The sequence below is a fragment of the Jeotgalibacillus aurantiacus genome, from assembly GCF_020595125.1.
In the GTDB taxonomy this organism is placed as follows: Bacteria; Bacillota; Bacilli; order Bacillales; family Jeotgalibacillaceae; genus Jeotgalibacillus; species Jeotgalibacillus aurantiacus.
The window spans coordinates 1-12616 of record NZ_JACNMS010000013.1; the positions used below are offsets into that span (position 1 = coordinate 1).

The 12616-nt window shown below is 42.6% G+C and carries 21 protein-coding genes; all 21 read right to left on the minus strand.

Going from position 1 to position 12616, the window contains the following annotated elements:
* Positions 1 to 199: 199 nt before the first annotated feature.
* Positions 200 to 535 carry a phage tail assembly chaperone G gene (gene gpG / locus H7968_RS17660; protein WP_227397324.1) on the minus strand — a complete coding sequence of 112 codons (336 nt, stop codon included), beginning with the start codon at positions 533 to 535 and terminating at the stop codon, positions 200 to 202.
* Positions 536 to 596: 61 nt separating this feature from the next.
* Positions 597 to 1163 carry a major tail protein gene (locus H7968_RS17665; RefSeq protein WP_227397325.1) on the minus strand — a complete coding sequence of 189 codons (567 nt, stop codon included), beginning with the start codon at positions 1161 to 1163 and terminating at the stop codon, positions 597 to 599.
* A 36-nt stretch (positions 1164 to 1199) separates the two neighbouring features.
* Positions 1200 to 1535, minus strand: a complete 336-nt coding sequence (locus tag H7968_RS17670) for a hypothetical protein (RefSeq protein WP_227397326.1) — start codon at positions 1533 to 1535, stop codon at positions 1200 to 1202.
* A complete protein-coding gene (locus H7968_RS17675) occupies positions 1532 to 1909 on the minus strand; it encodes an HK97-gp10 family putative phage morphogenesis protein (RefSeq protein WP_227397327.1) in 378 nt (125 codons plus the stop codon). Before H7968_RS17675 ends, H7968_RS17670 begins: the two co-directional genes overlap by 4 nt.
* Positions 1899 to 2231, minus strand: coding sequence for a hypothetical protein (locus H7968_RS17680; RefSeq protein WP_227397328.1), 333 nt, complete (start codon positions 2229 to 2231; stop codon positions 1899 to 1901). Before H7968_RS17680 ends, H7968_RS17675 begins: the two co-directional genes overlap by 11 nt.
* Entirely contained in the window at positions 2212 to 2508 is a 297-nt protein-coding gene (locus tag H7968_RS17685) for a head-tail connector protein (RefSeq protein ID WP_227397329.1), read from the minus strand. The genes H7968_RS17680 and H7968_RS17685 overlap by 20 nt, the downstream gene beginning before the upstream one ends.
* A 2-nt stretch (positions 2509 to 2510) precedes the next feature.
* Positions 2511 to 2789, minus strand: coding sequence for a hypothetical protein (locus tag H7968_RS17690; RefSeq protein WP_227397330.1), 279 nt, complete (start codon positions 2787 to 2789; stop codon positions 2511 to 2513).
* A 32-nt stretch (positions 2790 to 2821) separates the two neighbouring features.
* Positions 2822 to 3982, minus strand: a complete 1161-nt coding sequence (locus H7968_RS17695) for a phage major capsid protein (protein ID WP_227397331.1) — start codon at positions 3980 to 3982, stop codon at positions 2822 to 2824.
* A 26-nt stretch (positions 3983 to 4008) separates the two neighbouring features.
* Positions 4009 to 4617, minus strand: a complete 609-nt coding sequence (locus tag H7968_RS17700) for an HK97 family phage prohead protease (RefSeq protein WP_227397332.1) — start codon at positions 4615 to 4617, stop codon at positions 4009 to 4011.
* Positions 4589 to 5851, minus strand: a complete 1263-nt coding sequence (locus tag H7968_RS17705; RefSeq protein ID WP_227397333.1) for a phage portal protein — start codon at positions 5849 to 5851, stop codon at positions 4589 to 4591. Before H7968_RS17705 ends, H7968_RS17700 begins: the two co-directional genes overlap by 29 nt.
* 48 nt (positions 5852 to 5899) lie before the next feature.
* On the minus strand, positions 5900 to 7579 hold the full coding sequence (locus H7968_RS17710) for a terminase large subunit (RefSeq protein WP_227397334.1): 1680 nt from the start codon (positions 7577 to 7579) through the stop codon (positions 5900 to 5902).
* Position 7580: 1 nt separating this feature from the next.
* A complete protein-coding gene (locus H7968_RS17715; RefSeq protein ID WP_227397335.1) occupies positions 7581 to 7964 on the minus strand; it encodes a hypothetical protein in 384 nt (127 codons plus the stop codon).
* A gap of 125 nt (positions 7965 to 8089) precedes the next feature.
* Entirely contained in the window at positions 8090 to 8401 is a 312-nt protein-coding gene (locus H7968_RS17720; protein ID WP_227397336.1) for an HNH endonuclease, read from the minus strand.
* Positions 8398 to 8523 carry a hypothetical protein gene (locus tag H7968_RS18065; RefSeq protein ID WP_264476792.1) on the minus strand — a complete coding sequence of 42 codons (126 nt, stop codon included), beginning with the start codon at positions 8521 to 8523 and terminating at the stop codon, positions 8398 to 8400. The genes H7968_RS17720 and H7968_RS18065 overlap by 4 nt, the downstream gene beginning before the upstream one ends.
* A gap of 250 nt (positions 8524 to 8773) precedes the next feature.
* Entirely contained in the window at positions 8774 to 9388 is a 615-nt protein-coding gene (locus H7968_RS17725) for a BA5345 family protein (RefSeq protein ID WP_227397337.1), read from the minus strand.
* 158 nt (positions 9389 to 9546) lie between these two features.
* Positions 9547 to 9969 (minus strand): sigma-70 RNA polymerase sigma factor region 4 domain-containing protein, encoded by a 423-nt coding sequence (locus H7968_RS17730; protein WP_227397338.1) that lies wholly within the window; start codon positions 9967 to 9969, stop codon positions 9547 to 9549.
* 34 nt (positions 9970 to 10003) lie between these two features.
* Positions 10004 to 10228, minus strand: coding sequence for a hypothetical protein (locus H7968_RS17735; protein WP_227397339.1), 225 nt, complete (start codon positions 10226 to 10228; stop codon positions 10004 to 10006).
* The gene (locus H7968_RS17740; RefSeq protein ID WP_227397340.1) at positions 10212 to 10388 is read right to left on the minus strand and encodes a hypothetical protein; all 177 of its coding nucleotides are present in this window, start codon (positions 10386 to 10388) and stop codon (positions 10212 to 10214) included. Before H7968_RS17740 ends, H7968_RS17735 begins: the two co-directional genes overlap by 17 nt.
* A gap of 123 nt (positions 10389 to 10511) precedes the next feature.
* A complete protein-coding gene (locus H7968_RS17745) occupies positions 10512 to 10835 on the minus strand; it encodes a hypothetical protein (RefSeq protein ID WP_227397341.1) in 324 nt (107 codons plus the stop codon).
* A 105-nt stretch (positions 10836 to 10940) separates the two neighbouring features.
* The gene (locus tag H7968_RS17750; RefSeq protein WP_227397342.1) at positions 10941 to 11279 is read right to left on the minus strand and encodes a hypothetical protein; all 339 of its coding nucleotides are present in this window, start codon (positions 11277 to 11279) and stop codon (positions 10941 to 10943) included.
* Positions 11280 to 11294: 15 nt separating this feature from the next.
* Positions 11295 to 12616 (minus strand): DNA cytosine methyltransferase (locus H7968_RS17755; RefSeq protein ID WP_227397343.1); only part of this gene is annotated, 1322 nt, incomplete at its 5' end.

Sequence of the window (12616 nt, forward strand, 5' to 3'; positions counted from 1 at the left end):
AGACAAGGATACTTTCAAACTTCCAATCTCATCAGCCATGTTCTCACCTCACTTTATAAAAGCAGCCAATCATATGTTTTCTTTGATGCCGATTTTGGTGGTGCGTAAATATAGATGTATCTCCAGATGTCCATTTCATCGATTTCAATCAATGTATGACCATTACTTAACAGGTGACGGTAAACCTTTTTGACAGTCATTAATTGACTGTCTTTTGACGCTCCCCCGAGGGTTCACCTTTTTTATCCGCGTAGGGATCCTTGTTGATCGACAAAATGAATTCAGTAATGACCCCCATTAACTGATGACTGGGCACTCCATCAAAAAATTCTTCTGCTGTAAACTGATTTCTGAACGTCTTTACAATCAAGTCAACATATAGCTTGATCTCTGATGGCTTTAGCTGCTTTTTATTCTCAATTTTTTCTTCGATTTCAAAGTATGCGAGCATGGTTGATGCCGGTACAAACGGTACCGAAAAATGCTTCTCTTCTACTTCGTTTTGTTCGTCAATTACCTGCAATGTAATCTCCACTAATATCCCTCCAGATATAAAATAAGAGGACTCGGAAAGAGCCCTCCTTTACATAATTGAATTAAGGTGTTGGAACTGGCTCATAGACAGCTTCGAACCAAGAATCAGTAATAGCAGAATTTGTTGCGTTTTTACGAATCGTCGCTTTTTCCTCACCGTCAAAATCGCGTGAAATGAACGTTGCTGTGATTGTAGGCGTGTTGAACTCTACTGATTCACCCTTTGTATTCGCCGTTCGTGATGGACGAGCGAATTTCCCTTTGAATAACCATACAAAAGCATCATCCCCAGACTCACTAGTCATCTGGAAGCCTAGGGCAACATAAGGAGCAGTATCATTTCGACTCTGGATACGCACACCATCTGCATTAATTGTTTGACCAAGCAGATCCGCAAGCACTTCATCCGTTAAATCTTTCACGCCGATTTCAGCAGCTGTCGGACCATTAGCTGCAGCTGTTTCAGAAGGTCCATTTTCCGCATAAAGCGTTGTCATACTTGTAGTGGGAGTTTCTGAAAGTGAAATTGCCGACCCCACCGGCTTTGGTGTGTCATATGTTGCGCCAACACCTGGTACATCAGTTAATTGTTTTGCGTAATGGAATTTAATCAAACCTGTAAAGGCCATGGATATTCCTCCTTGTTTTTGCAAAATAAAAAAGCCCTACAAAGGAGCTTTTTGCGTGATTTTAAATGTAAATGTGTCATGAAAGAGTTTTGTATCGTCTTCGTACAACTCCCGGTGGTCCGCATAAATGAACCCAGCCGCTTTCATCAGTGATTTAACCTCAAACACTTTGTTGGTTGGATCAGTTTTTGAAAACAGGTCCACTTGGATATAGGATTCAGTGTCTGTTAACTGATTGTCAGCATGCAGCACCGGAGAATCTACCATGAGAAAGTATGTGATGTATTGGCTGGCGGTACCATCATAGACGCGCGGTCTAACCGGCAGTCCAGATGCTGATAACGTTGTTGCAATCAGTCCACTTAAACTCATAGACCCATCCCCTTCTGCAGCTCTTCTTTCAAAATCCTATTTAGGGTCTGAAGCTCCTGATAAAATGTGGGTCTCAAAACCGGCCTTGCCCGCATTTTACTGGTTCCCCACTCATGAAAAAACATATAAAACGCGTCATTCTGCTGATTGCTGAATCCAATAAATATTTTTCCATCTTGAATTTCACTGATGAGCACACTGCCTTCAGCTTTACCGGTACGTCTGCTCAGACCCATTCGATACACATTGTCTTGCAGCTTGCTTTTCAAATGATCAGCACTCTTATTAAGCGCCGACCCTTCTACTTCCCCGAGAATTTTCATTTCATCAAGCTTTTGAGACAGCCTGTCAATCCCTTCGAACTTAACCTGCATGCCGATCACCATCTTTCCGGCAAACGAGCTCTATTTTTTCGCCTCGGTCATAAGTCCGTTCAATGAAGTAACGGCTCTGATCTCGATGAAAGAAAAGATACTCTTCACCCTGGTAATCAACTGAATGCATTTCAAGCATCATTTCAAGTCTGATGTTTTGTGCAGCAGCCTGATAAAATTCAGCTGATCGAACATCTTTTTTATTACAAAAAATGTTCTCTCTTCTAGTTTCAGCAGGCACCGGGTAACCATTTTCATTAATGACCTCGTTTTCTTCATCAATTGAAATCAGATCAATGACATCACTCCACCGACTGCTCACGATAATCACCCGCCAGACATAAATGATCTTTTAACATTTGATAGGACTCTCGAAAACGAGGTGCTTCAGGGTTATCAAAACCATATTCAGCTTTACAATAAATACGGATCGCTCTATCAATTAGAGGATCCGTATTAGTTGTAGCATCGACTTTTTCAGCAGACACACCTGATGATTTTAAATCAGCTCTTGCAGCCGCCATCAGGCTTTCAATTTCATCATCAAATGCATTACTTGAGACACGCAAATCTTTACGTACCTGCTCAATTGATGGCATGATTATTCACCAGCCTTATCAAGCTTCTCCTGTTCTTTCACGGCGGCATCTTTACCCTGTACCTTTGTTCCGTCTGACAGCTCGAAATATCCTCCACCTGTGTGCTTCGGGAATTCAGCTTCGTCTTTACCTCCATCAGAAGAGGCTTCCTCTTTTTCGAGAAAGCCCTCTTTTTGAAGATATTCAAAACGTTCTTTATCCTCTGATTTGTAAACAGAATTCTTCGGGTATACTTCTCCACCCTTGCCGTCACGAAAAATACGTAGAACCTTTGCTTCCATTTTCATTACCTCCATAGATTAATTTATTTTTATTAAGGTGTAGGGATAGCTTTTTTCACACGCAGGAATCCGTTGTGCGCGACAACGTTACCGCCGGCAAATACTGATCCACGATATGCGACCATACCTTCTTTAAACTTGTAATCCGTTGACCGCTGAACCTCCAGTGGAGAAAACACACCCATTTCATAGTTCAGGACTGGACCATAAGCCATCACATATTCACCCTCAGCAGCAAGCTCGGTCGACTTCGCAGCACTGTTAATGATGTACTGAACACCATTGATGGTTCCTGTATTTCCGTTATGCACGACTTCATATGCTTTCCGGTTATCAGTTCCAATACGAAGCTTTGCAAACTTACGGAGGTCATCTTTATTTAGCACGAGGACTGACTCACTTTCAACATCTTCATCCCCACCGTAAGAGTAGATGATGTCATCCAGAGTATCTTCATTGATGTCATCGATCTCAACATCTGTTGCTGGGTTGATCGCCGCGGCAGCCGTTGAAAAGATACCAGCAAAATGATTTGTCGCACCATCACCTGCAAGAATTTCTTTAGTGATTTTCTTGCGTACAGCTTTACGTACACCGTCAATAACACGGGTAGCGTACTGAGCACGTGGAAGCTTCAAAGTTTCCTCTGAAATTTCAGTATAGGCAGTGATTTTTGATTTGGTAATATTCGCATAACCGAACTCCTGATCAACATCGAAATAAGGTTGTCCCTCTGCGGTATAATTACCTTCACCGTGCTGAATTTCAAAAGGCACTCGGTAAGACTCTCCACCCTCAAGTGGTGTGCTCTGTACACGGTCCACAAGCGTAGATACTTGATTGAAAGTGCCTTTGATGTTGGCTGAGTCATGGTGCGGCAGCACGATATCACCAGAAGAAACCATGATCGCACGATTTTCAAGCAAGTCCTGCCCGCGCTTCTCCATTTCAACATCTTCGGATTCGCGCTTCTCTTCATCTGCAGGCGTTTCTACCTTGCGAGATTCCGCTGCCCCTGATTCGATTTTATCTGCTAGTTCATAACGCTTGCGGATTTCCTGCTCTTCCTCTTCCAGTTCACGCAGTTCATTATCAAAACCGTCCAGCTGCTCTTTCGTCAATTGACCATCACCACGCAATTCAACACGGATGGCATTCTTTCTTTCAAGAATTTCTCGTAGTCTTTTATTCATTCCGGTTTCCTCCAATACATTCGTTTTTAATAAGTTAAGAGAGCAAGCCGCTCCCTTCTTTCCTTTAGTTCACGTTCTTCTTTTTCTTCGAGGTATTGCTTGTAAGGGTCGTTACCTCTTGCCTGTACCTGGCTGTCCGGGTAAGCAGGGAACGCCACTGGACTGATCTCTAAAATGTCAGCTTGAACGATGGTTCTCACCAAATTATCCGGATCTGATTCATCCCACTCCTGCTTTTTCGGTTTGAAGCCGAAACTCACGCCATCTACATCCCCACGTTTGATCGTTTCATACGTATCATTGCCGAGCGTTGTATTTGGCAGATCCAGTTCAAAACGCAGTCCAATATCATCTTCATAGAGTCTCAATGTTCCGTTACCGGTCCTGCCAAGAACCCTCGATGTATCGTGTGACCACAAAGCCCGCTGATCGTCTTTAAAAAGAGAATCGCTGAATGAACCTTTTTTAAACTGCTCTTTAAATCGTCTGAAGTAACCCATGGGGTGAGACTTCATCTCCCATTTCACGGCATAACCGGAAAGGGTACGCTTCCCTTCTCCATCTTCTCTGATCTCCAGTTCAGCCTGTGTAAAAAAGTCGCGCGTTTCAGGAGTCATCGTCTTCATCTTCGTCATCTGTCTCACCTCCTTTGGTGGATTTCACATCCGTAGATTTTTTACCAAGCTGATATTCATCGGCTTTAGCTGCATTCACTACATTGAGCGTTTTAATCCGCTCATCACCGCCATCGACAGGGGCCATGTTGAATATTTCACGTCCTTCGTTGATCGTGAATAAGCCAAGTGGTGCCAGATCCCGAAGTAGTGATATCTTTGTTGTATTTGAAGCATAAGCAAGACGATTGGCTTCAAAAATGATTTCATTGCCACGCTTCTGCTCCTCTTTTGTGAAAAGCTTTTCGGTGAACTCCTGTGAAAACTGAATGGCTAACGGCTCGAGCACTGATTCATAAAATGCGTTCCACTGGTTTTCATCGTAACTACTCGTAACAATGGCTTCACTGATATTGAAGTATCGATATACTTTGTCCTGGATGATGGACATCTGTTTACTGTCCACCATTTTCGGGTCATTCTTCAGCTCTGTGTAATCGGCTTTACTATCGAGTGCAGCAACACCGCCATTATTTGAAACGTCCAAGTAATCTTTTACGAAGCTATCCCTGTTCGACACAAGGTCCTTATCCTTCAAGATTGTATTGTACTTAATCAAACCTCGCAGATAGGCAGAAGACTTCACCGCATTCACGATACCGTCATCACTTGTCTGTAAAAGGGAAAGGGTTGATCTCAACGCTTTCTCGTTCGACTCACCGAATAAATCAGAGTGCACATAAAAACGCCTCAGATGAATAAAGTCTTCGTATGGCGCTACCAGTTGCTTGCCATTTAAAAACTGAAAACGAATATAAAGCTGATTCGTCTTTGATTCGACCATTTCAGCCATTGAAAATTCAATTGGATAAAGGCCTTCTAAAACACCGTTTGAATTATGCTTCAAATAGATAAATGCATTGTTATGCAGATAAAGTTGAGCAAACGTTTTGTAATAAAAATCAAACGCTGACATGATTTCATTTGGCCGCCTGCTAATCAAATGTTGCCACTGGCTCTTTTTTGCCGGTGCGATCCCTTCTTCTGTCCGCCTAATGTGCTTCGGAGATAACTTTGCCGCATTCGTAGCAATCGCGTTGATCGCAGATCGCACGGCATCCTTTGTAAAAGGGTCATTGCCAAGCTCGTTAAACACCGGTGTATATCCGTTCAATGTTTCAAAAACGGTTTTTGTTTGCTCATCCACCTGATTTTGTCCAGGTAATCCAAAGACACGGTCCCAAAACTTCCCCACTATCTCACCACCTTTCAAGACATAAAAAATAAGCACCTGCTCCGGCACTTAGATCATGTTCATATAATCCTGATACTTGTTTTGCAAGATGACATAAGCAATGATCAGGGCCACCGCTCCATCAATTCGTCGTTTCTGACTTAACCCCTTAACCGGCCTGATATTTTCATTGTCATCTTCTTTGATTGATGTATTAGCCAGGCACCATCTTAAAATTGAATGGTTGTTGTAATTGACCTGCTTGGCCTTTAAGTTACTTCTCAATATCTTCATAGGCTGTGACATAGTTCTGGCTCCCTGACGCACTTCCTCCATCTGAAAACCGTTGTCTTCCATTTCCCGCACCCAATACTGAGCGTTCCAAGGGTCATACCCAATCCAAAGAGGCGTGATGTCATAATCATTCATCATCTTCTGGAACCATTCAGTAACCATTGTGTAATTGACGTTGTGTCCTTCACAAAAGGTTACAAGTCCACGCTCTTCCCAAACATCATAAGGTACTTCATCCTCTTCCTTACGTTGCTGTGCAAACTCTTCAGGAATGAAATACTGCTGTAGGACATATGTTGTCGGGTCACCGTCTTTCATAATGAGCAGGGTTGCACATGTTAAATCCGTCGTACTGGATAAATCGACACCGCCGATGGCATAAGTGCCGCGCACTGTTTCCATATCGAATGTTTCTGGATTAATGATTTCTTCTAAAGGCATCCATGCCTCCGTAGATGTTTCCGGCACATCGAAATCTTTTGTCAAAAGGTTCTTCACCAGTGCAGAATTTTGTTTTGCCTTTCGGACCTTCGTTCTCAGCTGATCAATGCTCTTGATCGTACCGAGACCAGGGTTCGCTTTCGGCCAACATTCTTCGTGTGTCCACTCGTCCCGGCTGTCCAGCTCATAGATCAGAGGCAAGAACCGGTCATTCGTATATTCATTTTCATCATCAAGGCTCAATATCCATCGTTCGGCTTCCGCGTACTTATCATCGTAAAGACTTTCTCTTACGGTACCGGCTGTTGTGATCATAAAGATCATCGGCTGCTCACGCGCTGATGTTCCGTCGGCCACAACGTCATAAAGATTCTTGTCTTTCCATGCATGGATTTCATCCATCATTGCGCCGTGAACGTTCAAACCATCCAGCGTTTCAGAATCAGCTCCAAGTGGTTTAAATACGCTGTCGTTCCAGTCGCTGACCATTTCACCTACAAGAGGCTTGATCTTCCTCAATAAAAAGGGCGATTTCTTAACCATCTTTTTGGCATCAAGCCAGACGATTTTCGCCTGGTCTTTCTTTGTGGCAACGGCGTATACTTCCGGTCCTGGCTCACCATCTGCAATCTGCAAGTAAAGTGAAATGCCTGATCCAAGCGTAGACTTCCCGTTTTTACGGGCAACGATAATCAGCACTTCTCTATACTTTCTGGTGCCATCAATCTTATGAACAAACCCAAAAGCCGCTGCAAGACCTGCCTTTTGCCATAATTCTAATTCAATTCGTTTGCCGCCCCACTTACCTTTACTATGCCGGCAAAAGTTTTCAATAAACTCTATCGCATGATTTGCACGTTTTGGGCTGTACTCATATTCACTGTCCTGATTAAACACATCGAAAGCCAGCTGCTTATAAACCCGGCGGATCTTGTTTCCAACAATGATCTCGCCAGATTCAATCTTCGCCCAATATTCAAGTATTGGGTTATAGCTGACCGGATACTTTTTCATACTAGCCGTCACGGCTATTCACGAATTCCTCAAAAGGATCTATGAAGTCACCCTTTTTCTTTTGATCAGGTTTTGGAATATAGTCACCCAGCTGCTTCATGATTGATTGATAGTTTTTATTCATTGCAATGTAACGCCTGGCCTGCGGACGCTCTCTTTCGTATGGTTCCTGGAACTCGGATTGAGAGAACATTTCGTCGTATCCATTTTCATCAAGGTCTTTCCGTATATCCTCAAGTCGAATCCGAAGATCAGACGCTTCGATGATCAAACCCTCCACTGCAGCAAAGGCTTCTTTTGACAACTCACTTTTCAGCACACGACGTAGCCGGTTAATTTCTTTTTTCACCCGTTCATCTTTGGTCAATACTTTTTTGGTCGCCAATTTTCCACCTTCTTTCTGCATTTTAGGGGGTAGGGGGTCACGCGAAATGACCTGCGTATTACGTGAATGGTTACCTGCGGTTTCAGTACGGCCTCATTCTAATTTGTGACCGGGGGGATTTGGTTTCAATCTGTTCCCTCAATCCTTATTAGATCGCCATTCTCATCAAACCCATATCCGTCTTCAACTGCATATTGTTTTTTAAATGTTTTCTTGTTGTGGCATTTCAAGCATAAATACTGCAAATTGTTGTGATTAAGCGTAATATCTGGATCATTTATATTATCAATATTAATCTCGATGATATGATCGACAATGTATCCAGGCTTGCCGCACTTCTCACATATCCCAAAGACTGACTTGATGTATGCAGCCCTGCACTTCCTCCACGCCCTGGAATTGTAGAAGCGCTTGGCTGCTGCTGTGTGCTTCCTCACTCTGGATCAGCCTCATAGTACAGTAGATCCAACAGATCCTCTCGCATAACAGGCAGCTTCTTTCCTGAGTTCAGCACAATGATTTCTAGTTCTTTAATATAGTCAAGAAGTCTATCATTCATTGCGTAAGACTCCCTCCTGCGGTTTATTTACATATTCACTACCAGCCGGACCGCCGCATCTTGGACATAACAAAGCATCTGTGTTCTTATGAGTGCGAACTTCAAATCCACAAGACTTGTCCAAGCAATAAAATATAGATAGTTTCTGTTTCACTCAGAACACACTTCCTTTTCCAGATTTCTTTGCAATTGTTTAATTTTCTCTTGTAATCTCATATTATCAACTCCTTATGCAAAATAAAAAGCAACTTCATAAGAAGCTGCTCCAATAAGATTTAAAACTATTATGATTGCCATTTTGCTTTTCTTTTGCTTCGGCCAAGTAGTACTCAAAATACCTTTGTACATTTTTACTGGAATAGTTTCGACTCTTAACAATGAGAAATAGAAAAAATAAAGTCAGTAGAAAGTACAATCCGTACCATGAAATTATCAATATGTCCCCAATATTAAAAATGACAATGATATTTATAAGAGTACTGAGAATGCAACTAACCATAACAGCGCCTAACTCATGTTTACGTGTAAGCAGGTACGAATATCTCTTCCTTAGTTCATCACCATTTTTATGAGCGTTGAAATAATTGTCCAGTAGTATTTCATCTTTAAAATATCTTTCACTTTCGAAACCAGTCTTAGGTATTACCCAGAATAATGAATGGTGGATCTGATTCATTATGTAACCCAAAGGCACACCTATTAAAGTTAAAATTGCTACTGCTGATACAGCAACTATATTGCTATTAGTGTTAAATGTATTGACCACTAGATCGTTAAATACTTCAAGCAAAAATGGTGATGTGATCAGAATAAAAACCCAACCAGGAATTCCCCATCTAATTAAATACTTTGTATCAAAATTCATTATAATTCCCCCTTATTAGCAAATATTCGCCAATAAAAAGAGATTATCCTTTCATAAATTCAAAAACCACCCAACAAGTGTCAGGTGGTTTTCCATGGCTCAGACCAACCAAAGTCTGAATATAGAAGTTGAAAGGGGTTTTCTATGCTTTCAGTATATCAGGCTTTTTTCACATGCTGTGTCACATCATTGTCATGTTTTTTGATGTTAGAGACCACATTCCTTATGTAGCCATAGCTGTAGCCCAATTGATCAGCGATCTCTTTATAGTTTTTGTTCTCTATATACCGCATGTAAGAGATCTTGTACTCCAGACCGTCGAGTGAATTGATATTGTCATCCATTTCGCTTTTAATCTCTTGATAGAACTCTAACATCTTCCGGAGCTGGTCCAGCTTCTCTAATACCCGGTCAGTGTTCCATGCTGCGGTTTCAATACCGAAGCCAGCCGCTCCCTTTGAACTGAATGGAATAGAGCCCTTACCAAACCAGAAATCAATGTCCACTTCGAACATTTCTATCTGCGTTTCGATAATGCTGATCTTCCGCGTTAAGTCTGCGTAGTTCTCAATGATTTGCAAAGCAATAGCCCCCTCAGTACCGCTTGTAATTGGTTTAATGAATCATTGAGCGACGTTCAAGCAGCCGCTCCTTCTTAATATTTGCGATAATCCGCTCAATGTTATTTAGTTTCTTCCAACCTCTGAGCCTTGCAACACTGGTATTGGCTTTCACAGCAATCTGCTTATCCAGGTATTTCATTTCTTTCAAGGCAAGGTATTGATCTACAGTAAGCTTTACATCCTTGAAAGAAAAATCCTGATTATTCGGATATCTCACTTAACAGATCCTCCAATGCCTCTAAGATACTTTCTTCTTTGCCTATGTCGATCCCGCTATCAATATTGCCATTAACCTCGATAAGGGCTTTTTGATGAGCGATCTTTAATTGAATGTACTCGACGATCTCTTCTGCGCTGATTATGATCTCTTTATTCACGAAACGTCCCTCCCGTTGTCAAATGTCATCAGGCAGCCTAAACCATAGCCATGCGGTTTAATGTCACTGCCTCGCTTCCATCCTCTTTCCTCATGAGCGGCGATCACCTGTTCAATTTTCGATTCAGTCAGCGAGTACACCAGTTTCTTCAGTATCCTGTGCTTTTTCAATCGACTTACCCCACTCTCTGACAGCAGCTATGATCTCACGCTTACTGCGAATGATCAGTTCGACGATCTCAGCAAGGTTTTCAGCATCACTGGGTTTCAATTCATGTTCCAGCAACGCTTCACATACCCGCTCCATGTTTGAATAGTAACCCACGAATCGCATCGTGAACTGACCTTGGAGCGGCTGACCGTCATCCCCAATCTTTTGTATCTCTTTCTCCACTTTGTAGTTAAGCGGATCCGTCGTGACCTGGTACCCTGCAATCTTAAATTTCACTCCGGCGCACCTTCTCCCTTTGGTTCTATTATGTGGAAATACTCTCTATAGCAGTTCGGGCAGACATCCTCGCCTTGAGGGACATAGACACCACATAAGATGCAATCATCCATACAGCGCCTCTTTTGCTCTCTCCTCTGCCTCTTGAGCTTCATCAACAGTTTCATATCTCCCTATGAGCATTTTTCTTTTCCCGACCGTTACATATGCAGGATGAGGGTAATTTGATTCGTTATCACTCTCTACTAAAGCAGCATATTTTTCCGCTCTTCTGATTTGAGAATACCTAACCCATCCCTCTTTTCCGGTGTTTCGGTTATATGCCCAGACATACCAGGTGCGATCGTCAGTCTTTTTCCTAACATCAAAATTCACTTGATAATTTCCAATGATCATATTCCCAGAGCGTTCGCTTAACAATGCACGACTCGAATCTTTGTACAAACTGACCCGCTCCTTTCATGCTTGCAGACTATATTTGACCATTTCACGATTTACGCACATTTCAGGAAGGTTCGCTCTCACAAGCGCTTCTGCGAATGGTGGAGGAACTGAATTGCCGCACCTGGCAACCTGTGCTGATTTCGGATATTTACGGCCTTTATAATCTTTATCGATGATGAATTCTTTAGGGAATCCCTGAGCTAAAAATAGTTCGTGTGGCTGTAGCATCCTCATTCCTATATCTGTTATTTGATAATTAATGCCAGCTACAGTGACAAGACCAAATTTATTTCCCCCGGATGTTATGGTGTGCAAGGGTTCGTCCAAAATGTGTCCCGTGCCTTGTCCATAATATTTCATTAAGAAAGCCGTCACTAAGCTGAAACGATCTTTTGTAGGTATTGTATGAATTGGACTAACCAACTCCTGACCAATACCCTGTCCGTAATATTTTGTTAAAAACGCCGTGACAAGACCGAATCTATTAGCTGTCGGGATTGTAGCGATTGGTTTATCGACTATTTGACCTCTCACTTCATTCTCGAGCGTTTCAGTATAATAGGTCGTTAAGTAAGGTGTAACAAGCAGGTGCTCTGCTTTTGTAGTGATGGTGGTCAATGGCCTGTTAATTTCATATTGAAGGCGATCACCACCAAAGCCAGTTTGTCCGATTCTTACGATAAATGGATTTGGATTCTCTGCTACAAAACGCTGAAAACCTCTTGCAATTCTCCTCATTGTGTTCTCAGCCAATGGCTTTTTCCGGTCAAAGATACTTGGACACTCAAGCGACCAATCAATGACTTCAGCTGCAGTGCGGTATGGCTTCTTTAATCCAAGTTGCACGTTTAAGTCTTGCGGATCTCCATGAGTAGCGTCCGGCCATGTGATCGGTTGCCCATCACATCTGGCAATTAGAAATAACCTTTTCCGAGTGGTAGGCGCGCCAAAGTCACAGGCCCGAAGTTCTTTCCAGGCGATTTCATATCCGTGTTTCCTAAACTGTTTCACGAATGATTTGAATGTGTATCCTTTTCGATCTGGATCTGGCTTACCATCTTTAAGTGGTCCCCACGTTTTAAACTCTTCTACGTTTTCCAAAATGATGACTCTTGGCTTGACGGTGGCCGCCCACCTGAGCGCCACCCAAGCAAGCCCTCTGATTGTCTTATCAACAGGCTTTCCGCCCTTCGCTTTAGAAAAGTGTTTGCAATCAGGAGAGAGCCAGCACAAGCCGACCTTCCTCCCCTTCACCACCTCAACTGGATCAACATCCCATACTGACTCACAATAATGTTCGGTATGCGGGTGATTAGCCTTGTGCATGGCAATGGCGG